Source organism: Nocardioides alcanivorans (genome assembly GCF_021555175.1).
Classification (GTDB): Bacteria; Actinomycetota; Actinomycetes; order Propionibacteriales; family Nocardioidaceae; genus Nocardioides; species Nocardioides alcanivorans.
This window is the reverse complement of the sequence record NZ_JAKGRW010000015.1, coordinates 77,746-100,158: the sequence shown is the minus strand read 5'-3', so window position 1 is coordinate 100,158 and position 22,413 is coordinate 77,746. Positions and strand designations below refer to the sequence as shown.

21 protein-coding genes, 1 tRNA gene and 3 pseudogenes are annotated in these 22,413 nt (G+C 68.1%); 8 read left to right on the top strand and 17 right to left on the bottom strand.

Going from position 1 to position 22,413, the window contains the following annotated elements; all coding sequences use genetic code 11:
* Positions 1-47: 47 nt before the first annotated feature.
* Positions 48-668: a class I SAM-dependent methyltransferase gene (locus L1066_RS08860; RefSeq protein ID WP_235735991.1), complete on the top strand. Its 621-nt coding sequence runs from the start codon at positions 48-50 to the stop codon at positions 666-668.
* Position 669: 1 nt separating this feature from the next.
* Here the strand turns inward: L1066_RS08860 and arc are convergent, their stop codons facing one another.
* From arc to L1066_RS08835, 5 genes and pseudogenes are all read right to left on the bottom strand, one after another.
* Entirely contained in the window at positions 670-2,409 is a 1,740-nt protein-coding gene (gene arc, locus L1066_RS08855) for a proteasome ATPase (protein ID WP_235735990.1), read from the bottom strand.
* Positions 2,410-2,635: 226 nt separating this feature from the next.
* Positions 2,636-3,597: pseudogene (locus tag L1066_RS08850) on the bottom strand (tRNA (adenine-N1)-methyltransferase).
* A 50-nt stretch (positions 3,598-3,647) separates the two neighbouring features.
* Positions 3,648-4,148, bottom strand: a complete 501-nt coding sequence (locus L1066_RS08845) for a CBS domain-containing protein (protein ID WP_235735989.1) — start codon at positions 4,146-4,148, stop codon at positions 3,648-3,650.
* Positions 4,148-4,300 (bottom strand): hypothetical protein, encoded by a 153-nt coding sequence (locus tag L1066_RS08840; RefSeq protein WP_235736074.1) that lies wholly within the window; start codon positions 4,298-4,300, stop codon positions 4,148-4,150. The genes L1066_RS08845 and L1066_RS08840 overlap by 1 nt, the downstream gene beginning before the upstream one ends.
* Positions 4,288-4,791 (bottom strand): zinc metalloprotease, encoded by a 504-nt coding sequence (locus tag L1066_RS08835; RefSeq protein WP_235736078.1) that lies wholly within the window; start codon positions 4,789-4,791, stop codon positions 4,288-4,290. The genes L1066_RS08840 and L1066_RS08835 overlap by 13 nt, the downstream gene beginning before the upstream one ends.
* Before the next feature lie 92 nt (positions 4,792-4,883).
* On the opposite strand from L1066_RS08835, the gene L1066_RS08830 reads away from it, so the two are divergent.
* On the top strand, positions 4,884-5,774 hold the full coding sequence (locus L1066_RS08830; protein ID WP_235735988.1) for a RecB family exonuclease: 891 nt from the start codon (positions 4,884-4,886) through the stop codon (positions 5,772-5,774).
* Here the strand turns inward: L1066_RS08830 and L1066_RS08825 are convergent.
* Positions 5,709-6,416 (bottom strand): HAD family hydrolase, encoded by a 708-nt coding sequence (locus L1066_RS08825; RefSeq protein ID WP_312007407.1) that lies wholly within the window; start codon positions 6,414-6,416, stop codon positions 5,709-5,711. The genes L1066_RS08830 and L1066_RS08825 overlap by 66 nt on opposite strands.
* A 68-nt stretch (positions 6,417-6,484) precedes the next feature.
* On the opposite strand from L1066_RS08825, the gene L1066_RS08820 reads away from it, so the two are divergent.
* The gene (locus L1066_RS08820) at positions 6,485-7,408 is read left to right on the top strand and encodes a hypothetical protein (protein WP_235735986.1); all 924 of its coding nucleotides are present in this window, start codon (positions 6,485-6,487) and stop codon (positions 7,406-7,408) included.
* A gap of 30 nt (positions 7,409-7,438) precedes the next feature.
* Here the strand turns inward: L1066_RS08820 and metH are convergent, their stop codons facing one another.
* The gene (gene metH, locus L1066_RS08815) at positions 7,439-11,164 is read right to left on the bottom strand and encodes a methionine synthase (protein ID WP_235735985.1); all 3,726 of its coding nucleotides are present in this window, start codon (positions 11,162-11,164) and stop codon (positions 7,439-7,441) included.
* Between the two features lie 183 nt (positions 11,165-11,347).
* On the opposite strand from metH, the pseudogene L1066_RS08810 reads away from it, so the two are divergent.
* A pseudogene (locus L1066_RS08810) lies at positions 11,348-12,225 on the top strand (PAC2 family protein).
* A gap of 100 nt (positions 12,226-12,325) precedes the next feature.
* Here L1066_RS08810 and mshC read toward each other — a convergent pair.
* The 4 genes and pseudogenes from mshC to L1066_RS08790 all read right to left on the bottom strand — a co-directional run bounded on the left by mshC (position 12,326) and on the right by L1066_RS08790 (position 15,609).
* Positions 12,326-13,551, bottom strand: a pseudogene (mshC, locus tag L1066_RS08805) (cysteine--1-D-myo-inosityl 2-amino-2-deoxy-alpha-D-glucopyranoside ligase).
* A 22-nt stretch (positions 13,552-13,573) separates the two neighbouring features.
* Positions 13,574-14,344, bottom strand: a complete 771-nt coding sequence (locus L1066_RS08800; RefSeq protein WP_235735984.1) for an Rv2133c family protein — start codon at positions 14,342-14,344, stop codon at positions 13,574-13,576.
* Positions 14,341-14,895: an Rv2134c family protein gene (locus L1066_RS08795; RefSeq protein WP_235735983.1), complete on the bottom strand. Its 555-nt coding sequence runs from the start codon at positions 14,893-14,895 to the stop codon at positions 14,341-14,343. Before L1066_RS08795 ends, L1066_RS08800 begins: the two co-directional genes overlap by 4 nt.
* A gap of 9 nt (positions 14,896-14,904) precedes the next feature.
* Entirely contained in the window at positions 14,905-15,609 is a 705-nt protein-coding gene (locus tag L1066_RS08790; RefSeq protein ID WP_235735982.1) for a histidine phosphatase family protein, read from the bottom strand.
* Positions 15,610-15,639: 30 nt separating this feature from the next.
* Here L1066_RS08790 and corA point away from each other — a divergent pair, with 30 nt between their 5' ends.
* Positions 15,640-16,620 carry a magnesium/cobalt transporter CorA gene (corA, locus tag L1066_RS08785; RefSeq protein ID WP_235735981.1) on the top strand — a complete coding sequence of 327 codons (981 nt, stop codon included), beginning with the start codon at positions 15,640-15,642 and terminating at the stop codon, positions 16,618-16,620.
* Positions 16,621-16,657: 37 nt separating this feature from the next.
* On the opposite strand, the gene L1066_RS08780 is transcribed toward corA, so the two are convergent.
* Together L1066_RS08780 and L1066_RS27595 are read right to left on the bottom strand one after the other, a co-directional pair.
* Complete coding sequence (locus L1066_RS08780) at positions 16,658-17,344, bottom strand: undecaprenyl-diphosphate phosphatase (protein WP_312007372.1); 687 nt, start codon at positions 17,342-17,344, stop codon at positions 16,658-16,660.
* Positions 17,266-17,565 (bottom strand): undecaprenyl-diphosphate phosphatase, encoded by a 300-nt coding sequence (locus tag L1066_RS27595; protein WP_312007370.1) that lies wholly within the window; start codon positions 17,563-17,565, stop codon positions 17,266-17,268. Before L1066_RS27595 ends, L1066_RS08780 begins: the two co-directional genes overlap by 79 nt.
* On the opposite strand from L1066_RS27595, the gene L1066_RS08775 reads away from it, so the two are divergent.
* Both L1066_RS08775 and L1066_RS08770 read left to right on the top strand, forming a co-directional pair.
* A complete protein-coding gene (locus tag L1066_RS08775) occupies positions 17,564-18,514 on the top strand; it encodes an aldo/keto reductase (protein ID WP_235735980.1) in 951 nt (316 codons plus the stop codon). The genes L1066_RS27595 and L1066_RS08775 overlap by 2 nt on opposite strands.
* A gap of 2 nt (positions 18,515-18,516) precedes the next feature.
* Positions 18,517-18,750, top strand: coding sequence for a DUF5703 family protein (locus tag L1066_RS08770; protein WP_235735979.1), 234 nt, complete (start codon positions 18,517-18,519; stop codon positions 18,748-18,750).
* Between the two features lie 20 nt (positions 18,751-18,770).
* Here the strand turns inward: L1066_RS08770 and L1066_RS29140 are convergent, their stop codons facing one another.
* Both L1066_RS29140 and L1066_RS08765 read right to left on the bottom strand, forming a co-directional pair.
* A complete protein-coding gene (locus L1066_RS29140; RefSeq protein ID WP_446499899.1) occupies positions 18,771-18,956 on the bottom strand; it encodes a hypothetical protein in 186 nt (61 codons plus the stop codon).
* 35 nt (positions 18,957-18,991) lie between these two features.
* Complete coding sequence (locus L1066_RS08765) at positions 18,992-20,083, bottom strand: M20/M25/M40 family metallo-hydrolase (RefSeq protein ID WP_312007365.1); 1,092 nt, start codon at positions 20,081-20,083, stop codon at positions 18,992-18,994.
* Positions 20,084-20,152: 69 nt separating this feature from the next.
* On the opposite strand from L1066_RS08765, the gene L1066_RS08760 reads away from it, so the two are divergent.
* Positions 20,153-20,239, top strand: a tRNA-Leu gene (locus L1066_RS08760).
* 96 nt (positions 20,240-20,335) lie between these two features.
* Here the strand turns inward: L1066_RS08760 and L1066_RS08755 are convergent.
* Both L1066_RS08755 and L1066_RS08750 read right to left on the bottom strand, forming a co-directional pair.
* Positions 20,336-21,769 carry an MFS transporter gene (locus L1066_RS08755; protein WP_235735978.1) on the bottom strand — a complete coding sequence of 478 codons (1,434 nt, stop codon included), beginning with the start codon at positions 21,767-21,769 and terminating at the stop codon, positions 20,336-20,338.
* A 53-nt stretch (positions 21,770-21,822) separates the two neighbouring features.
* Positions 21,823-22,284, bottom strand: a complete 462-nt coding sequence (locus L1066_RS08750) for an HNH endonuclease (protein ID WP_235735977.1) — start codon at positions 22,282-22,284, stop codon at positions 21,823-21,825.
* Positions 22,285-22,413: the final 129 nt, after the last annotated feature.

Below are 22,413 nucleotides of genomic sequence, written 5' to 3'. Positions count from 1 at the left end.
GTGTCCAGACCGTTGTGGTGGAGCAGCCCGCACGGTTGACTGGCCCCATGGGTTGGTGGGAGTCACGTGTGGTGCCGCGACTGGTCGACGTCTCCCTGCGTGGTCACGAGATCGGCGCCTGGCGCGCAGCGTGCTGCACCGGCCTTCGGGGAGGGGTGTTGGAGATCGGCTTCGGCAGCGGCCTCAACACTCGCTTCTACCCGACCGAGGTCGGGTCGGTCGACGCGGTGGAGCCCTCGGACCGCGGATGGGCGATGTCGGAGCGGCGTCGTGCGAAGTCCGCGACGGACGTACGGCGAGTGGGACTCGACGGGCAGCGTCTCCGGGCAGACGATGCGGCGTACGACTCGGTGTTGTGCACCTTCACGCTCTGCACCATCCCCGATCCCGCGCTGGCGCTCTCCGAAGTACGTCGGGTGCTACGGCCCGGCGGTCGGCTCCACCTCCTGGAGCACGGACGTGCCGAGGATCCACGGGTGCAACGGTGGCAACGACGACTGGAGCCCGTCCAGCGGCGGGTCGCCGGCGGCTGCCACCTGACCCGGGACCCGATCGAGTTGGCGACGGCTGCCGGCTTCGACGTGAACGTGATCCGCCAGGCCTACCTGCTGCCCCAGAGGGCGGCGGCGCCGATGGCCTGGGGCCATCTCGCCACCGCCACCTGCTGACTCAGAGGTACTGACCGGTGTTGTCGACCTGGTCGATGGAACGCCCCGGCTCGGTACCCTGCTTGCCGGTGACCAGGGTGCGGATGAAGACGATCCGCTCGCCCTTCTTGCCCGAGATCCGTGCCCAGTCGTCGGGGTTGGTGGTGTTGGGGAGGTCCTCGTTCTCCTTGAACTCGTCCACGCAGGCCTGGAGCATGTGCTGGACGCGCAGTCCGAGCTGGTCGTGGTCGAGGAGGTCCTTGATCGCCATCTTCTTGGCCCGGTCGACGATGTTCTGGATCATTGCCCCGGAGTTGAAGTCCTTGAAGTAGAGGACCTCCTTGTCACCGTTGGCGTAGGTGACCTCGAGGAAGCGGTTCTCCTCGGTCTCGGAGTACATCCGCTCCACGGTCGCGCGGATCATGCCGTCGACGCATGCCTTGCGGTTGTCGCCGAACTCCGCGAGATCGTCGGCGTGCAACGGCAGCTCGGGGACGAGGTACTTGCTGAAGATGTCGCGAGCCGACTCCGCGTCGGGCCGCTCGATCTTGATCTTCACGTCGAGGCGGCCGGGACGCAGGATGGCCGGGTCGATCATGTCCTCACGGTTGGAGGCACCGATGACCAGCACGTTCTCCAGGAGCTCGACGCCGTCGATCTCGCTGAGGAGCTGCGGCACGATCGTGTTCTCCACGTCGGAGGAGACCCCGGAGCCGCGGGTACGGAAGAGCGAGTCCATCTCGTCGAAGAAGACGATGACCGGAGTGCCCTCGGACGCCTTCTCCCGAGCTCGCTGGAAGACGAGCCTGATGTGACGCTCCGTCTCACCGACGTACTTGTTGAGCAGCTCGGGGCCCTTGATGTTGAGGAAGTAGGACTTGCCCTCGTGGCCCGTCTTGGCAGCGACCTTCTTGGCGAGCGAGTTGGCGACCGCCTTCGCGATCAGCGTCTTCCCGCACCCCGGAGGGCCATAGAGCAACACGCCCTTCGGGGGCTTGAGCTGGTGCTGCTGGAACAGCTCCGGGTGGAGGTAGGGCAACTCGACCGCATCGCGGATCTGGTCGATCTGGGTGATCAGGCCGCCGATGTTGTCGTAGTCGATGTCGGGCACCTCTTCGAGGACCAGCTCCTCGACCTCCGACTTCGGGACCTTCTCGTAGACATGACCGGTGCGGCTGTCGAGCAACAACGAGTCGCCGACGCGCAGGTGGATGCCCTGCAGGGGATCCGCGAGCGAGACGACTCGTTCCTCGTCGGCGCCGGCGATCACGAGGACGCGCTGCTTGTCCTCGAGGATCTCCTTGAGCATCACGACCTCGCCGACCTTCTCGAAGTCGAGCGCCGCGACGACGTTCATCGCCTCGTTGAGCAGGACCTCCTGGCCACGCACGAGCTCGTCGGCCTCGATCCCGGGGCTCACGGTCACCCGGAGCTTGCGACCGCCGGAGATCACGTCGACCGAGTCGTCGTCGTTGCGCTGCAGGAAGGTGCCGAACCCTGCCGGCGGCTGGGCCAGCTTGTCGATCTCCTCCTTGAGCTGCACGATCTGGTCGCGCGCCTCACGGAGCGTCTGGGCCAGGCGCTCGTTCTGCGCGGTCACTCCGGCCAGGCTGCGCTGGGTCTCCACCAACCGCTGTTCCAGGAGTGACCCGCGCCCGGGTGACTGCGCCAAACGCTGCCGCAACTGCGTCAGCTCCGCCTCCAGGGAACTCACCTGTTGCGCAAGCTCCTCCGGGTTCCGCTGACTGTCCGATGCCGTCATGTGCGTCACCTCCTCGTACTCCGTGACCCTACCCACGCGGGCAACGGATGGAAGGACTTCGCGCATTCAACTTTGCGCGCGTCGCCGTACTGTGACCTTTCTGGAGTCCCTCCAGCCGCGGGAATTCCCCGCCCGGGCGGGGAAATGGGAGCTTGGTGTGCGTAGCTAGGCACACCAAGCAGGCAAGAACGTCACACAGTGCAGGCACCGGGGCGTACGACGACACTCAGTCGTCGAGCGACTCCTCGGCGAGCGCTGGGGGAAGGTCGGCAGGACGCGGCCCGTTGTAGTCCTTGCCGTAGGCACCGGGCGCGGGCCGACGCTTCTTGCGCGGGGCGGTCTCCCCGGCGCCATCCGCCGCGACGTCACCAGGAAGGCGGTGTGGCCGATCATCTTGTGGCCCGGCCGCACGGCGAGGCCCTCGACGTGCCAGTCACGCACCAGTGACTCCCACGGCTGTGGCTCGGTGAAGCCACCATGGGCACGCACGGTCTCGACGTAGCGCGAGAGCTGGGTGGTGGTGGCGACGTAGGCCACGACGATGCCACCCGGCAGCAGGGCGTCCGCAACCGCGTCCACGCATTCCCACGGTGCCAGCATGTCGAGGATGACCCGATCCACCTTCGCCCCGGAGCGGGGCAGCTCCTCCTGCAGGTCGCCCAGGGCGAGCTGCCAAGCAGGGTGGTCTCCACCGAAGAACTGCGTGACGTTGCGGCGCGCGACGTCGGCGAACTCCTCGCGACGCTCCCACGACATCACCGTCCCGTGCGGTCCCACGGCTCGCAACAACGAGCAGGTCAGCGCCCCGGACCCGACGCCGGCCTCGACCACACGGGCGCCCGGGAAGATGTCGGCCATCGCAACGATCTGTGCGGCATCCTTCGGATAGACCACGGCAGCCCCGCGTGGCATCGAGACCACGAACTCCGAGAGCAACGGCCGGAACACGAGGTATTCGCCGCCGGCCGACGAGACGACCGAGAAGCCTTCCTCGCGGCCGATCAGGTCGTCGTGCTCGATGTGACCGCGGTTGCTGAAGAACCGCTTGCCGGCGACGAGCTCGAAGTTGTGCTTGCGCCCCTTCTGGTCGACCAGCCGGATCCACTCGCCCTCACGCAGCGGTCCGCGGTGCACCCCTGACCATGCCTCGGGGGCGACGTCGGGCACGGAGGTCTCGCGGTCGGTCATGGTCCTCTTTCGGCTGGGGATGCAGGTTGGGCAGGAACAGTGAAGCGGACTCAAGCACCGAAGGCGGCATCGACGTCGGCCGTGGCCAGTACGCCATAGATCCGCCCGTCGGACTCGAGGAGGAGGTACTCGTGGGCCGGATGCCGGGTGATCGCACGGATCAGGTCCTCACCGCTGATCTCGACAGGCAGCGACAAGCCTTCATCGAGGCCACGCGTCACCTGCGAGACGGGCAGCCAGGGGCGGCGCTCCTCGGGTACGGCGACCAATGCGGCCTCGTTGACGATGCCGACGGGTCGGTCGCGCTGATCCGTGGTCACGATGCCGCCCGCGTCGGCCTCCTGGGCACGTCGCACCGCCTCCGCGACCGGCAGGTCCTCCGGCACGGTCAACGTGCGCCGAGCCAGGTCTCGTGCGACCAGTGAGACGAGCTTGCGGCGAATCCTGGCGCCACGCATGGCGGCGGTGGCACCGGTCCACAGGAAGAGCGCGATGATCACGGCCAGCATCGTGTCGAAGAAGTTCGGGGTGACCCCGATCAAGGACTCCATCACCCACGGCCAGGCCAGGATCGCCAGTGCGGTGATGCGGCCGCCCCAACCTGCGGCGATGGTGCCGCGGTGAGGGTTGCCGGTGACCCCCAGACGGCGGACTTCAACACCCGACCACCGTCCAGCGGCAGGCCCGGGATCAGGTTGAGCACGCCCACGACGACATTGGCCCAGATGAGGCCGAGCAGCGCCAGCGACAGCAGCCCATCGGGCGTGATCCACCACAGTGGCAGCACCACCAGGCCGACGAGCAGGGAGGTGAGTGGACCGACGACCGAGATCCAGAACTCCTCGCGTGCCGTCCGCGACTCCCCTCGATGGCGGTCGCTCCACCGAGGAAGTGCAGCGTGATCGAGTCAACCGAGTGGCCGAAGCGCTGCGCCGCGATCGCGTGCGACGCCTCGTGGAGCAGGACCGACAGATAGAGGAGGACGGCGAAGGCAACACCCGCGACGTACTTCCATCCGCCGAGTCCCGGCTGGGTCTCCTCGACGAGCGGGGCGAGCACGATCGAGATCAGGGCCGCGATGAGGAACCAGGATGTCGTGACCAGCACGTCGACACCGGCTATCTGACCGATCCGGATCGTGCCGGGCGGCCGCGGACGGCGCGGCCCGGACTCGGTGGCGGGATCGGTTGACACACCCGAAATCTACCGGACCGACGGTACGGCCAGGTCCCGTGGTGCCGTCGCTCGGTCACCGGTGTCGGTGGCTGCGCCTAGGGTGTGGCCTGATGACGACTTCTCCGGCCGAAAGACACTCGACCCCCGTCGACGGGGTCACTGTGTTGGGCGCGCTCTCCCCCAGCCGTGCCGGCGACTTCATGACGTGCCCGTTGCTCTACCGCTACCGCACCGTTGACCGCTTGGCCGAGGAGCCGTCGGCAGATGCCTTGCGCGGCACCTTGGTGCACAAGGTGCTCGAAGACCTCTTCGACCTGCCCGCGGCTGACCGTACGCCGTTGAGCGCACGTGACATGCTCGGACCGCGCTACGAGTGGCTGCGTGAGCAGGACGAGCAGCTCGACGCACTCTTCGGCGACGACGAGCAGGCGCGCGAGGCGTGGTTGGCCTCCTGCCACACCTCGTTGGCGAGCTACTTCGAGTTGGAGGACCCGACCCGGTTGGAACCCGCCGAGCGTGAGGTCTACGTCGAGGCGTTGCTCGACTCCAAACTCCTGCTGCGTGGCTTCATCGACCGGCTCGACATCGCTCCCAACGGCATGGTCCGAGTCGTCGACTACAAGAGCGGCAAGGCGCCCGGCGAGATGTTCGAAGCGAAGGCGCTGTTCCAGATGAAGTTCTATGCCCTCGTCCTGTGGCGCACCCGAGGCATCATCCCCGCGGTCCTGCAGCTCATCTACCTGGGCAGCGGCGACATCCTGCGGTACTCCCCCGACGAGGCCGACCTCATCGCCACCGAGCGCAAGATCGAGGCGGTGTGGAAGGCCATCAACCAGGCGCAGCTCGCCGGTGACTGGCGGCCCCGCAGGAGTCGGCTGTGCGACTGGTGCAGCTATCAGGCGCACTGCCCGGAGTTCGGCGGCGAGTTGCTACCGCTACCTCCCGACCCCGCCCTGCAGCAGGAGATCGCCGAGATCCTCGACGCCCAGGCCCACCAGTGACTCCCTGAAGTTGCGTCCGGGCCCTGTTGGCACCTCGACGTGGCAGGGCACCACGAGCACCGCGCACCCTGCGGCGGTAGCGCTGCGCACGCCGGTCTCGGAGTCCTCGATCGCGACCGTGCTCTCCGGTCGCACCCCCAGGAGCTCTGCGCCGACCAGGTAGGGCTCCGGATGCGGTTTTCCGTTGGCGACCCGGTCCCCGGTCACCACCACGTCGAAGGTGCCGTCCGGAAGCGCAGCCAGGATCGGCGCCACGAAACGCTGGTAGCTCATGGTCACCAGGGCGCAGGGCACCTCGTGCTCATGCAGCGTGGCGAGCAGTTCCCGCGCGCCCGGGCGCCAGGGCACCTCATGGCTGACCCGGGCCACCACGCCGTCGAGGAGTTCATCGACGATCTGCTCGGGAGTGCGGTCGATGCCCATGTGCTCGCGGATGTAGCGCCCCGAGGCCAGCAGGTCGTTGCCGACGAGGTTGAGCGCATGCTCGTGGGACCAGGTGCCACCCCACCGGGCCGCCATCTCGTACTCCGCCGCGATCCAGCACGGTTCGGTGTCGACGAGTGTGCCGTCCATGTCCCACAGGACGGCCGCCGGCCATCGCCCTTCACCGGCGCGGGTCCCGCCGGAGGGATCAGACGAAATCGTGGTGTTCAGAATGCCCTCCCAGACGCTTCGTGCAGGGACCCACCCTAGATCGAAGGTGTGCCCCCATGGCCATCGTCGCGACCGCCCGTGGGTTCTGGGACCTCTCCCACGCCGACGGGGAGGGTCAGGAGAGCTACCTTGGTCGAGTGCTCGCCCGTCGCCCACGCGCGTGGATCCTGCTCGGCGTTGTCGCTGCAGCGAGCGCATGTGTGCCGGGCGGACGCGGGCACGACGCGCCGCCGCCCGATCCCCTCGGGGAGGCCACGGTCAGCCTCATGCAATACACCCACGACCAGGTCAACCGGATGCTGGTCGTGAAGATCGAGTCCGGCGACCACGTCGTACGGGTGCAGGGCGTCGAGGTCGTCTCGGGTGCGTTCACCGGCACCGGGCTCGAGGAGTACGACGCCACGGTGCCCGCCCACAGGACGCTCGACCTACGTGTCCCACTCGGCGACCCGGTGTGTGAGCACGATCTTTCTCCCCGTGACGTGTCGGTCGAGTTCCGAGTCGCTGGCCATCAGGTGGTCGTCGAGCAACCCGTAGGCGCCGACACGCTCGCCGCGATCCATCGACAGGAGTGCGCGGCCCACCGAGTCGCCGAGAAGATTCCGCTCGCGTGGGAGTCGCGATGGCGCAGCACCGGCGGCGGGCGGGACCTCGTCGTACTGGCGTCCCTACGCGTCGGGCCCGTCTCCGCCGACACCACTGCCCGGCTGACGGCGCTCGACGGGTCGGTGATCTTCGTTGCCGATCCAGCCCGGTTGCCCCTGCTTCTCGCCCCTGGTGACACCCAGGTTCTCGACGTTCGGTTCCGCCCCAACCGGTGTGATGCTCACGTGTGGGAGACCTCGAGGGGATTCCAGTTCGCCGTGCGGATCCGGATCGACGGCACGGCCGATGACGTGCTCGTACCGGTCGTACCGCCGCGTGCGAAGCAGCAGCTGCTCAGCCGGGCCTGGCAGGAGCAGTGCGGGATCACCCGATGAAAGGCGCCTGAGCAACCCCGCACCCCCGACTCAGTCCTCCGGTTCGTAGGCCAGGTTGGAGGAGAGCCAACGCTCCGCCTCCTGCTGGCTCCAGCCCTTCCGCTTGGCATAGTCCGCGACCTGGTCGCGCTGGAGACGCCCCACCACGAAGTACTGCGACTGCGGGTGGGAGAAGTACCAGCCCGACACGGCCGCGCCCGGCCACATCGCCATGGACTCGGTGAGCTCGATCCCAGCGTTCTTCTGCACGTCGAGCAACTCCCACAGCGTGCGCTTCTCCGTGTGCTCCGGGCATGCCGGGTAGCCCGGAGCCGGACGGATTCCGCGATAGCGCTCGGCGATGAGGTCGTCGTTGCCGAGGGTCTCCTCCGGTGCGAAGGCCCAGAACTCCGTGCGGACGCGCTGGTGCAGCCGCTCCGCGAAGGCCTCGGCCAGCCGATCGGCAAGCGCCTCCAGCATGATCGCCGAGTAGTCGTCGAGGTCTTCCTTGAACTTCATGATGTGCTCCGTGGCACCGAGCCCAGCGGTCACCGCGAACCCTCCGACGTAGTCGGACAGGCCGGTGTCCTTGGGGGCGACGAAGTCGCCCAACGACTTGTTGGGTACGCCGGCACGATGGTCACCCTGCTGGCGCAGGTTGTGCAACACCGTCAGCACCTCGCTGCGAGTCTCATCGGTGTAGACCTCGATGTCGTCCCCGACTGCATTGGCCGGGAAGAGGCCAAAGACCGCGTTGGCGGTCAGCCACTTCTCCTCGATCACCCGGTCGAGCATCGTCTGCGCGTCCTGGAAGAGCTTGCGCGCCTCTTCCCCCGTCGAGGGATTGTTGAGGATGTCGGGGAACTTCCCGCGCATCTCCCACGCGTTGAAGAACGGCTGCCAGTCGATGAACTCGCGAAGCTCCGCGAGGTCGTAGCCGCTGAGCACGTGGATGCCCGGTTGCGCCGGCACCGGCGGTTGGTAACCGTCCCACTCGATGGGGGTCCGATTGGCGCGGGCGGTCTCCAGATTGACCATGGGACGCTCGTTCTTGGCCGCGTGCCGCGTGCGGAGGGCGTCGTAGTCCTCCTTGATGTCGGCCATGAGGCCCGGGCGCTGCTCCGAGCTCAGCAGCGCGGCGGCCGTGGGCACCGAACGGGAGGCGTCCTTCACCCAGACCACCGGGCCGTCGTACTGCCGGTCGACCTTGACCGCCGTGTGGGCGCGCGACGTCGTCGCACCTCCGATCAGGAGCGGGATCTCGAACTCCTGACGCTGCATCTCCGAGGCGACATTGACCATCTCGTCGAGCGACGGCGTGATCAGTCCGGAGAGCCCGATGATGTCGGCGCCGACCTCACGTGCGGTGTCGAGGATCTTCTGGGCAGGCACCATCACGCCGAGGTCGATCACGTCGTAGTTGTTGCACTGCAGCACCACACCCACGATGTTCTTGCCGATGTCGTGCACGTCGCCCTTGACCGTGGCCATGACGATCGTGCCGTTGGAGCGGTCCTCGTCGCCGGGCTGCTTCTCGGCCTCGATGAACGGGATCAGGTAGGCGACCGCCTTCTTCATGACGCGGGCGCTCTTCACGACCTGGGGCAGGAACATCTTGCCGGCGCCGAAGAGGTCACCGACGACGTTCATCCCCGCCATCAGGGGCCCTTCGATCACCTCGATGGGTCGACCGCCACGCGCGGAGATCAGCCCCCGCAGCTCCTCGGTGTCGGCCTCCACATGGCCGTCGAGCCCCTTCACCAGGGCGTGCGTGATCCGCTCCTCGACCGGCAGCGTCCGCCACTCCTCGGTCTTCGCCTCGGCCTTCTCGCCGTTGCCGCGGTGCGCTTCGGCAGTCTCCAGCAGCCGCTCCGCGGCGTCGGGTCGACGGTTCAGCACGACGTCCTCGATCCGCTCACGCAGTTCGGCGTCGATCTCGTCGTAGACCACGAGGGCGCCGGCGTTGACGATGCCCATGGAGAGTCCCGCCTTGATGGCGTGGAAGAGGAACACCGCGTGGATCGCCTCACGGACCGGGTTGTTGCCCCGGAACGAGAAGGAGACGTTGGAGATGCCGCCGGAGATCTGGGCGCCCGGCAGGTTCTGCTTGATCCACCGGGCTGCCTCGATGAAGTCGACGCCGTAGTTGGCGTGCTCGTCGATGCCGGTCGCCAGCGCGAAGCAGTTGGGGTCGAAGATGATGTCCTCGGCAGGGAACCCGACCTCGTCGACGAGGATCCGGTAGGCGCGCGAGCAGATCTCGATGCGTCGTTCGAGGTTGTCGGCCTGACCGTCCTCGTCGAAGGCCATCACGACCACCGCGGCGCCGTACTTGCGGCAGAGCCGAGCTTGGTCGACGAACTCGTCCTTGCCCGCCTTCAGCGAGATCGAGTTGACGATGGGCTTGCCCTGGATGCACTTGAGGCCGGTCTCGATCACCTCCCACTTGGAGGAGTCGACCATCAACGGGACCCGGGAGATGTCGGGCTCGCTGGCGACCAGCTTCAGGAAGCGGTCCATCGCGGCGACGCCGTCGATCATGCCCTCGTCCATGTTGACGTCGATGACCTGTGCGCCGTTCTCCACCTGCTGGGCGGCGACGCTCAGTGCCGTCCCGTAGTCGCCGTCCTTGATGAGGTTGCGGAAACGGGCCGAACCGGTGATGTTGGTGCGCTCGCCGACGTTGACGAAGAGCGAGTCGTCGTCGATCGTGAGCGGCTCGAGCCCGGACAGTCGCATGGCCGGTCGGACAACGACCTTCTCGCGCGGTGATTCCTTCTCGACCACCCGGGCGATGGCAGCGATGTGGGCTGGCGTGGTGCCGCAGCAGCCGCCGACGATGTTGACGAGACCGCTCTGGGCGAACTCGGCCACCACGGCGGCGGTCTCCTCAGCGGCCTCGTCGTACTCGCCGAAGGCGTTGGGCAGCCCCGCGTTGGGATAGCAGGAGACGAACGTGTCGGCCAGGCGGGAGAGCTCGGCAAGGTAGGGCCGCATCTCCTTGGCACCCAACGCGCAGTTGAGACCGACGGCCAGTGGACGCGCGTGCCGGACGGAGTGCCAGAACGCTTCCGTGGTCTGGCCCGACAGCGTCCGGCCTGAGGCGTCGGTGATGGTGCCGGAGATGACGACGGGCCAGCGGCGTCCGTACTCCTCGAACAGCGTCTCCACGGCGAAGATCGCGGCCTTCGCGTTGAGCGTGTCGAAGATCGTCTCGATGAGGAGGATGTCCGACCCACCGTCGAGGAGGCCGCGACCCACCTCCATGTAGGCCGCCACGAGCTGGTCGTAGCTGACGTTGCGGGCGGCCGGGTCGTTGACGTCAGGAGAGATCGACGCCGTACGGGTGGTCGGCCCGAAGGTTCCGGCGACGTAGCGAGGCCGCTCAGGTGTCGCCACCTCGTCGCAGGCACGCCGAGCCAGCTCGGCAGATGTCCGGTTGAGCTCGTAGGCGAACTCCTGCATGCCGTAGTCGGCCAGCGAGACCGCGTTGGCGTTGAACGTGTTGGTCTCGATGATGTCGGCGCCGGCCTCGAGGTATTCGCGGTGAATGGCCTCGATGATCTGTGGCTGGGTCAGCGACAGCAGGTCGTTGTTGCCCTGCACGTCCTGGGGCCAGTCGGCGAAACGGTCCCCGCGGTAGCCCTCCTCCGAGGGACGATCGCGCTGGATCGCCGTGCCCATGGCGCCGTCGATCACCACGATGCGGCTGCCCATGAGGGCAGTGAGCTCCTCCGTGGCATCCGGTCGGAGGTTCACTTCGAGGCTGTCTGACATACCGCTACCTTCCTGCATGGAAGGCGTCCTTGTAGCTTCACCGAGCGTGGCGGACCCGTCGTCCGTTGCAACGCCTCTCGGTTGGCACACATCCTAGGCTCCCGCCGATGGTGGCGGAGCAGTCCATCCGCTACGTGACACGACGGGTGACGCATCTCATCCGACCGGGCGATCGACGACGCCGTGCTCCACCCAGCGTCTACTGTTGGAGAGGTGATTGAGATCGAGGATGTGCCGGACCTGACGTCGCCTGTGGTCATCGCCTCCTTCGAGGGCTGGAACGATGCGGCCGACGCCGCCAGTGGCCTGGTCGACCACCTCATCGAGGTCTGGAACGCTCGCTTCATCGGCACCGTGGATCCCGACGACTACTACGACTTCCAGGTCAACCGCCCTGTCGTGGCCACCAACGCCGAGGGCCGCGCCGAGATCACCTGGCCGGAGACCCGGATCGCGGTGGCCTCTCCCCGGGCATGGACCGCGACGTCATCCTGATACGCGGCCTCGAGCCCAACATGCGCTGGCGCCAGTTCTGCACCGAGCTGATCGCCGTGACCTCCGAGCTGGGCGCGGAGATGTTCGTGACCCTCGGTGCGATGCTGGCCGACTCGCCCCACACCCGACCGCTCCCGGTGACCGGCGTGGCCAGCGAGCCCGACCTGCAGGACCGCATTGCCGTCGAGGAGTCGTCCTACGAGGGCCCCACGGGCATCGTGGGGGTCCTCACCCATCAGTGCACCGTCCTCGACGTGCCCGTCGCCTCGTTGTGGGCCACCGTTCCCCACTACGTGGCCTCGCCGCCCTGCCCCAAGGCGACGCTCGCCCTGGTCGGCCCCTTGGAGGAGCTGCTCGACGTCTCCATCCCCCTGGGCCAGCTGCCCGAGGACGCTCGAGCCTGGGAGCGCGGTGTCGACGAGCTCGCCGACGAGGAGGAGGAGATCGGTGCCTACGTCCGCGCCCTCGAGGAGGCCCGCGACACCAGTGACCTCCCCGAGGCGTCCGGCGAGGCCATCGCCCGCGAGTTCCAGCGCTACCTCAAGCGCCGCAACGGCGACTCCTGACCCTTCACAAACGCACGAACAGCAGATCGTCCCTAACAGATTTGTAGTTTCCGGGCCGGATTTCTACAAATCTGTTAGGGACGATCCGCTTGGAGCTACGTCAGAGGGCGAGGCCCAAGGCCGCGTCGAGGAGGCGGCGTACGTCGGCAGGAGCGGAGGGGTCCGACGTGTCACCGGCAAGGGTCGTCTCGACCCAGGCGTCCACGGCAGCGACGGCGCGAGGGGCGTCGAGGTCGTCGGCGAGGGCCTCGAGGACCTCCGTGACGACTGCTCCGGCCGCGGCGCCGCCGGCTCCGGAGAGGGCGAGGCGCCAGCGGTCCGCCTGGTCGACGGCCGCCCACAGCTCCTGGTCGAGCCATTCCCAGTCGTCGCGGTAGTGGTGGCGCAGCAGTGCGAGTCGGATCCCCATGGGGTCGACCTCACTGAGTCGCAGGGCCGAGACGAAGACGAGGTTGCCGAGCGACTTCGACATCTTCTCGCCGTCGTAGGCGACCATTCCGGCGTGGGCATAGGCCTGGGCGAACTCGGAACCGGGCCAGGCGACCTGGACCTCACCAGCAGACATCTCGTGGTGCGGGAAGACCAGGTCGCTGCCGCCGCCCTGGACGTCGAAGCCGAGGCCGAGGTGCTCCTGGGCGATGGCGGCGCACTCCACGTGCCAGCCCGGACGCCCCGGGCCGAAGGGGCTCGGCCAACTCGGCTCGCCCTCGCGCTCACCGCGCCACAGGACGCAGTCCAGGGGTCCTCCTTGCCCGGACGGTCCGGGTCGCCGCCGCGTTCGCCGAAGACGGCGCGCATGGTCGCCTCATCGAGCCCGGAGACGTTGCCGAAGGCCTTGTCGGAGCGGACCCGGAAGTAGAGGTCGCTCTCGACCTGGTAGACCTGCCCGGCCTCCTGGAGCCGCTGGATCAGCTCGATGACGAGCGGAATCGACTCGACGGCACCGATGTAGGCATGCGGCGGCAGGACCCGCAGGGCCTCCATGTCCTCGCGGAAGAGCTGCGTCTCGCGCTCAGCGAGGGCGACCCAGTCGGTGCCGACCTTGTCGGCCCGCTCGAGCAGCGGGTCGTCCACGTCGGTGACGTTCTGCACGTAGACCACGTCGTGGCCGGCGCTGCGCCAGGCTCGGTTCAGGAGGTCGAACGCCACGTAGGTGGCGGCGTGCCCCATGTGGGTGGCGTCGTAGGGGGTGATGCCACAGACGTAGAGGCGGGCGGCCCCGTCGGGCTGGGTCTCCCGCTTCTCGCCCGTGGCGGTGTCGTGGATCCTGACCTGCGGACCGCGGACGGGCAGGGACGGGACCTCCGGGAGTGACCAAGCGCGCATGACCGAAGACTAGCCAAGGGGTTCAGAATGCCGGCCACGGGATCGCCGGCCAGTCCGCGCTCGGGCGTGGGAACGCGGCCTCGCGCAGCAACTTCTCACCGCGTGTGACGAAGGCCGCGACCTCCGCGACGCTCAGGTGCTCGTGCAGCGCGTCGTGCAGTCGTACGTCGGCCACGACAGCTGCGACGCCTGCCGACTCCTCGGCAGCCAGCGGCTCACCGGCCCACCCCCACAGCACCGTCCGCAGCTTGTTCTCCACATGGAACGACACCCCGTGGTCGACCCCGTAGCGGTGACCGTCGGTCATCGCGAGCACGTGGCCACCCTTCCGGTCGCCGTTGTTCACGAGTACGTCGAAGATCGCCATCCGCCGCAGGGCTGCGGAGTCCTCGTGCGCCAGCGAGACGGGTCGGTCCCTGTCATCCCAGGCATCGAGCACGTGCAGCATTCCGTCAGGCACGTTTCCCTCGGGCACCACGTCGACGGCGCTCTGTCCCTCGTCCGGCTCCTGCCAGATCTGCACCATCCCGGGACCGTGCGGGCCCTCACGCAGGATCGTGCGCGGCACGACCGACCACCCGAGCGCCTCGGAGACGAGGTGGGCGGCCACCTCACGATCGGCGAGGGTCCCGTCGGGGAAGTCCCACAGCGGACGCTCCCCGCGAATCGGCTTGTAGACCACCTGGGTCTCGCCGATGGTGGCGAGGAACGTCGCGTTGGAGGCCGGCATCACCCGCCCTCGGAGCTCGAGCGGTCCGTCGGCGATCAGGTCGGACTCGGTCGGCAGGCTCACAGGGACCTGCGCCGGAAACCGTTGGCACGCACGCACAGGTGTCCCTGGGGATCGACGGGGCCCCCGCAGAACGGGCACTGGGGACGGCCCGAGCTCACCACGCTCTCGGCCCGCTGCACGAAGACGCGCGCCATGGCCGCTGTCATCCTCACCAAGAAGATCTCACTCGGGTCTGCGTCGTCCAGTGGCTCGTCGGACTCATCGATCGGAAAGACCTCGATCACGACCCGCTCGTCTCCCGCGTCCCACGAGAGCGTCATCGTGCCACCGCGGAACTCCGCGGTGATCGGCAACTCCAGCGGATCGTTGTCGACCAGGTCGCGGGGCGCCATCGCCGGGATGACGGCATCGGTCTCCACGCTCCCCATCAGGTCGTCGAGGAGGTCGTCGATCCGCGAGGCCAGGACAGCAACCTGCTGCTTCTCGACGGAGACGCTGGCGACGCGGCGGCCCTCGCGGGCCTGCAGGAAGAACTCTCGTTGGCCGGGCTCGCCCACGGTGCCCGCGACGAAGCGGTCCGGTGGGTCGAAGGAGTGCACGATCGGGGCCATGACGCCACCCTAACCAGACGTGGGCCCGCTGCCACCGCCGACGACCGCGTCGCCCGCCGGAGCCTCGCGCTGGTGCTCGGCGGGCGGCACGGTCCAGGCCAGGGATCCGGCGTGGGTGTTGACCGCCAGCACGCTGGGGCGGTGCTCCCCGTAGCGGACCACGCTCGCCGACCCGGGATCGACATTGATGCGCTGGAAGAGGTCGAGATGCATGCCGAACGCATCAGCCAGGACGCTCTTGATGACGTCGCCGTGGCTGAAGGCGACCCAGACTGCACCGGGGCCGTGGGTCTCCTGTACCTCGCGGTCGTGGCGACGCACGGCCGCCACCCCGCGACTGCTCATCTCGAGCATCGACTCCCCGTCGGGAAACCGTACGGACGAGGGCTGCCGCTGCACGGTCTTCCACAACGGCTCCTTGAGCAGCACCTCGAACGACTGGCCGGTCCACTCGCCGTAGTCACACTCGACGATCCCCGGCTCCAGCACGAGTTCGGCCCCCAGCGAGGCGAGCAACGGCTCCGCTGTCTCCCGGGTCCGCTCCAGCGGACTGCTGACGACCCGAGCCAGCGGAACTCCAGCCAGCCTCTCGGCCACCTGTATCGCCTGCTCGCGGCCGTGATCGTCGAGATGGATTCCCGGACCACGTCCGGCAAGGATGCGACCGGAGTTGGCCGTGCTCCGGCCGTGTCGCACGAGGATCAACGTCGCCATGACGGGGAGCCTACGTCGTAGGCTCCCCTCGTGATCGTGGACAGCGCGCTCTACCACGAGGGACAGCGAGTCTCTCCCGCCTCGGGCCCTGAGGACCTGGCAAGCCTGCGCCAGCGGGGCGCTGCGCCCGGTAGCTTCCTGTGGGTCGGGCTGCACGACCCGACGGCCGATGAGCTCAGCCAGGTGGCCGGGGCCTTCGACCTCCACCGCCTCGCGGTCGAGGACGCCCTCAAGGCCCACCAGCGACCCAAGCTCGAGCGCTACGGCGACTCACTCTTCCTCGTCCTCAAGACGCTCTGGTACCTCGACGAGTCGGACGCGGTCGAGACCGGCGAGGTCAACATCTTCCTCGGTCGTGACTTCGTGATCACGGTCAGGCACGGACTGGGTGGCTCGCTCGGTCAGATCCGCTCCCGCCTCGAGCAGCACCCGGAGCTGCTCGAGCACGGTCCCACCGCTGTCACCCACGCGATCTGTGACCATGCGGTCGACGACTACCAGCGCGTGGTGGCCTCCCTCCAGGACGACGTCGACGAGGTGGAGGCAGGGGTGTTCTCACCGACCCGTACCGACAGCTCCACCCGGATCTACCTGCTCAAGCGCGAGATCGCCGAGGTACGCCGAGCAGTCATGCCGCTGCGGGATCCGATGCAGCGCGCTGCAACGGGGAGCGTGCCGGGGATGGCTCCCGACGCTGCTCCGTTCTTCCGCGACGTGGCCGACCACCTGGTCCGCGTCGCCGAGTCCGTCGACGAGCTCGACGGGCTTCTGTCGTCGGCCTTCGCGGCGCAGCAGACCCGCAGCGCGGCGCAGCAGAACGACGACATGCGCAAGATCTCGGCGGGAGTCGCTCTGGTCGCCGTACCGACGCTGATCGCGGGTGTCTACGGCATGAACTTCACCAAGATGCCGGAGTTGCACTGGGGCCTCGGCTACCCGATGTCCCTCGGGCTCATGGTGGCGAGCGTCGTCGCACTCCTGGTCTACTTCAAGAAGTCCGGCTGGCTCTGACTCCACCGACGGGGAGCCTGCCGGTCACGCTTCGAGGTCAGGCATTGAGTACGCCGACACCGAGCAGTGCGAAGACGCCGAGGCCGAGCAGTACGCGATAGATGACGAACGGCGTGTAGGACTTCGTCGAGACGTAGTGGAGCAGCCACGCGATCGCGGCATACCCGACCACGAACGAGACGACCGTGGCCGTGATGGTGGGCCCCCAGCCGAAGTCGTTGTGGCCGTGCGGGATCTCCTTCAACTCGAAGATGCCAGCGCCGACGACGGCCGGGATCGCGAGCAGGAAGGCGAAGCGGGTCGCGGCCGCGCGGTCGAACCCCAGGAAGCGCCCCATGGAGATGGTTGCTCCGGAGCGCGATACCCCCGGGATGAGCGCCATGGCCTGCGCCACGCCCAGCAGCACTGCTTCCCGCACACCGACGTCCTTCATGGTGCGGCTGGTGCCCCCGACCCGGTCAGCGACGCCCAGCACCACGCCGAGTACGACGAGCGCGGTGGCGATCACCCAGAGATTGCGGAAGTCCTGCTCGATGACGTCCTTCAGGAGCAATCCCAGCACCACGATCGGGAGGGACCCGATGATGACGTACCACCCCATCCGGGCGTCGGCGTCACCGCGATACTCCGGGCGGAAGAGCGACCTCAGCCATGCCGTGGAGATGTTCCAGATGTCCTTGCGGAAGTAGATGAGCACGGCGAGCTCGGTGCCGATCTGCACCACGGCGGTGAAGGCAGCACCGGGGTCCCCCAGCCGAAGAGCTCAGGGAAGATCCGCAGATGGGCGCTGCTTGAGATGGGCAGGAACTCGGTCAGTCCCTGGATGACACCCAGGACCACTGCCTTCAGGACATCGATCACAGGGCGGAACCCTACCGAGCACCACGTGAGATCCGGCGAGCCGCGGCCGCGTGGTTCCAGGCCGTGACCTAACGTTCTTCCCATGCAGCAACGCGCGTTGGGCGCCACCGGCTTGAAGATCTCCCGCCTGGGCCTGGGCACCTTGACCTGGGGGCGGGACACCGACGAGCACGAAGCACGCGACCAGCTGATCGCCTTCGTCGAAGCCGGTGGGACCCTCATCGACACCGCCGCGGGCTACGGCGACGGTGCCTCGGAGTCGTTGATCGGCTCCCTGCTCGGTGACGTGGTGCAGCGTGACGACGTCGTCCTCGCCTCGAAGGCCGGGATCTCGCGGCGTCGCGGGGTCCGGGAGACCAACACGTCCCGCGGCTTCCTGCTGCGCTCCCTCGACGAGTCGTTGCGCCGGCTCGGCGTCGACCACATCGATCTGTGGCAGGTGCACGCCTGGGTCGACGGGATCCCGATCGAGGAGACCCTCACCGCCGTCGACATCGCCGTCTCCAGTGGCCGGGTCGCCTATGCCGGCGTGTCCAACTACAACGGTTGGCAGAGTGCGCAGGCCGCAACCTGGCAGCGCGCCGGAGCCGGTCGCACCGTGCTGGCCTCGAACCAGGTCGAGTACTCACTCCTGGCCCGCCATGCGGAGCACGAGGTGCTCCCCGCCGCGGAGGCCATGGGCCTGGGTGTCCTGGCCTGGTCCCCACTGGGGCGCGGTGTGCTCACCGGCAAGTACCGCAACGGCACTCCCGCCGATTCCCGGGCTGCCTCCCCGCACTTCTCGAACTTCGTGGGCAGCTATCTCAACGCCCGCAGCCAGCGTGTGGTCGAGGCGACCGTTGCCGCAGCGGAGGGACTCGGCTGGACCCCTCTCGAAGTGGCGCTGACCTGGGTCCGCGATCGCCCCACCGTCGCCGCGCCCATCGTGGGCGCGCGCACCGCCGCCCAGTTGAAGGCGTCCCTCGGCACGGAGGAGCTGACCCTGCCCCGCGAGATCATCGAGGCGTTGGACGACGTCTCGGCACCGGAGTAGGCATGTCCCGGATCCGGTCACCCCATCGTCTCGGCGTGGAGTGGGAGTTCCAGAACCTCACCCTCCCCCGCGACTTCTCACGCAACACCGTCACCCGCATCCTCGTCGACCGGGCCGAGCACGGTGGCTGGGAGCTCGACCGGGTGCGTATCGGACACGACGGCGTACGCCGGGTGGTGCTGCGCCGCAAGATCATTCGTCAGGTGCGACCCAACTACGACTTCGCGATCATCTGAGCCGTCGGGGCGCCAACGGGTCAGGCCAGGTCGAAGAAGGTGTCGAGCACCCGCGCCCCGAACTCGAGTGCGTCCACGGGGACTCGCTCGTCGACGCCGTGGAAGAGCGCGGTGAAGTCGAGATCGTCCGGCAGACGGAGCGGTGCGAACCCGTAGCTCTCCATCCCCAGCTCCCGGAAGTGCTTGGCGTCGGTGCCGGCACTCATCAGGTACGGCGCCACGCGCGCCTCGGGATCGTGGGTCAGCAGTGACTGGGTGATGGCATCGACCGGGTCGCCGCTGAAGGGCGAGCTCCATGGCTTGAGGTGGGTCTCGGCCTCGATCGACACGTGGTCGCCGCACAGTTCCGCGAGTGTTGCGAAGAACTCGTCCTCGTAGCCGGGGAGGAAGCGGCCGTCGACGTACGCCGTCGCCTCCCCGGGATGACGTTGACCTTGTAGCCGGCGTTGAACATCGTCGGGTTGACGGTGTTGCGCAGCACGGCTCCGAGCATGCGCGAGGCGGGACCGAACTCCTCCACCAGCGCTTCGGCGTTGTCAGGTGTCGCGGTCGTGCCAGCGAGCTCTGCCACCGACGCCAGGAGCACCTCCATGCTGGGTGTGAGCCGCACCGGCCAATCGTGGCTGCCGATCCTGGCGACGGCGCCAGCGAGTCGCGTGACGGCGTTGTCCTGGTTGATCATGGAGCCGTGACCGGCCCGGCCACTGGCCTTCAACCGGATCCACGCCATCCCCTTCTCCGCGGCCTCGATCAGGTAGAAGCGCTGGCCGCGCACCGACGTACTGAAGCCACCCACCTCACCGATCGCAGCAGTGCAGTCGGCGATCAGGTCGGGGTGTTCGCGGACCAGGAACTCGGCTCCCTTGCGACCGCCCGCCTCCTCGTCGGCGGTGAAGCAGAGTACGACGGGACGGTTGGGTGGCAGTCCTGCTCGGACCCGGGAGCGGATGACCGAGAGCACCATCGCGTCGAAGTCCTTCATGTCGACGGTGCCGCGCCCCCAGAGCTGGCCATCGTGGATCTCCCCGGCGAAGGGCGGCAACTGCCAGTCGTCCGCGGCCGCCGGCACCACGTCGAGGTGGCCGTGCACCAGCAACGGGTCGCCGGGCCCGTCGCCCCAGCGAGCGACCAGGGACGTGCGGCCGGGCTCCGACTCGAGCAGGGTGCTCTCGATGCCCACCTCGTCGAGCCATCCCGCGACGCGTTCAGCGGCCAGCCGCTCTCCCGGGCCGTCCTCGTCGCCGTAGTTGGAGGTGTCGATCCGGATCAGTTCCCGACACAGCTCCACGACCTCACCGTCGGGCCGATGTGCTGCTTCGCCTTGTGTCGCCATGGATCCATCCTGTCACCGGGCCCCCGATGTGCATGTTTGGCCGCACTGTTGTTATGGTTTCACCGCACTCGTCCGGGTGGCGGAATTGGTAGACGCGCTAGCTTGAGGTGCTAGTGCCCTTTAACGGGCGTGGGGGTTCAAGTCCCCCTCGGACACTGGAAAGGCCCTGGCTCCACAGGGCCTTTTCTTCATTTCAGGACTTCCGAGTACTTCAGGACCTCCGAGTACTTGTTCGACTGTTCCGAAGGTGCGTTACGTGCCGCCGTTCGCCTGGCCGTCCTGGGGGTCTCGACGAGCTCGACCAACGGGGTGCCGACCAAGGGGGTGCCGACCGACGGGCTGCTGACCAACGGGGTGCCCTGAGGACCCGTCTCGCGGTTGCTCCCGGCGGAGCATGGGGACGAGGGCGATCAACCCGATCAACGGCAGCGCGGCCAGGAGCAGCAGGCTGTGCGGGATCCCGAAGACCTCGCCGACTCCTCCCACGACGGCAGAACCCACACTGCCACCGACCATGAACAGCAGTGTGGCGATGCCGAGTGCGACCCCACGTACGTCAACGTGGACAGCGTCGCCGACCGACGTCATCAGCGCCGGCTGACCGACCCCGAACGCCACCGTGACGAGGAGGACCGAGCAGCCGAGGGCCACTGCCGAATGACGCTCTGCCCCGAAGGCTGCGAGCAGCAGCGCCGAGGAGGCGAGAACACCGGCGAAGGCCAAGGCGCGCGGCCCGCCGTACCGGTTCAGAAGGGGCCCGGCGATCCGAGGCACGACGAGGCCGACCGCCGCACTCGGCACGAGCAGCACGCCCACCTCCCACGCCTGCCAACCGTGGGCGATCATGACGGCCGGCACCGCGATCAGGAGCCCGAACCACGACGCAGGTACGGCGGCGGCAGCAATCGCGCTGCGGATGACCGCTGCGTTGCTGATCACCGACAACGGCAAGAAGCCCTGGGGACGTCGGCGGACCTGCACAGCCACTGCGGGCGTGCCCAGGACGACGAGGAGCACACCGGCGAGTGCCACGGTCCACCCGGTCGAGGGCGACTGGATCACCAACACCAGGCCTGCAGAGGTCGCTGCCACCAGGAAGGCACCGACGATGTCGAGCCGTGCGCCGGTGCCGTCGCGGTGGAGCGCGCTCCACACGAACGGGAGGATCAGCAGCCCCAGCACAGGGAGCGCCATCACGGCACGCCAGCCGAACTGTGCCTCGACCGCTCCCCCGACCAAGGGGCCCAGACACGACAATGCAGCGGCAGCGCCGGCCAGGCGTCCGAGTGCGAGCCCGCGAACTTCCCCGTCGTAACGAGCCGAGAGCACGGTGACACCCAGCGTGGGCACGGCAGCGGCTCCCGCGCCCTGGAGGACGCGGGAGACCAGCAACACCTCGAAGTTGGGAGCGAGCGCGGACAGCACCGCCCCTGCCGTCATCAGGCCCACGCCGACCATCAGCGGCAGGCGGACCCCGGTCAGGTCCGCGACCCGACCGTAGATCGGGGTCGCGACCGCCAGCATCAGCGCATAGAGGGTGATCGTCCAGGTGCCGACGCCCACGCTGGTCCCGAGGTCATCGGCGAGCAAGGGCACCGCGATGGCCGCAGAGGAGGAGCCCATGCCGGTGAGCCCGAAGAGGACGCCCAACAGGATGGAGATCCGACGGGAGTCCTGAAGATTCACGTCGACGACAACCTCGCCGGCACGCAATACATTCCGATCACGCCCGGCGGACGTCAGGCCACGGCCCGTGCCCGGACCAGCTCGACGACCAACGGCACGTACGGCGTCGCGTGGCGCAGCGGCATCCCCGCCTCCTCCGGCGTCCGGTCAGCCTTGCGGCCGTTGCACTCCCAGCAGGCCGAGACGACGTTGGTCCACGTCCACCCACCACCTCGGGAGCGAGGTACCACGTGATCGAGGGTGGTTGCCTTGCGGCCGCAGTAGGCGCAGCGGTGGCCGTCCCGGAGGAAGACGCCTCCCCGATGCCAGCCGGCAGGCCGGTAGAGCCACTTCTGGGCGACGTACCGAACCAACCTGATCACCGTCGGCCACGGGTGTGGACCCACGGAGCGCCCGTCGAGCGCCTCCTCGACGATCGCCACCCGACGCCAGAGCATCTTCATTGCCTGCTGGAACGAGACGCGCCCCATCGGCTCGTAGGAGGCGTTGAGCAGGCGCACGGTGGCAGCGGTCACGACGCGTCACCTCCTTCGGTCCGGGCGCGTCGACAGCCCGTGTCATGCACTGGATGCCTCTCCAGTGGAACAGATTCCGGTGAACAGCAGGGGAAGAACGGTGAATCGCGGGCCCTCGACGGGCCCGCG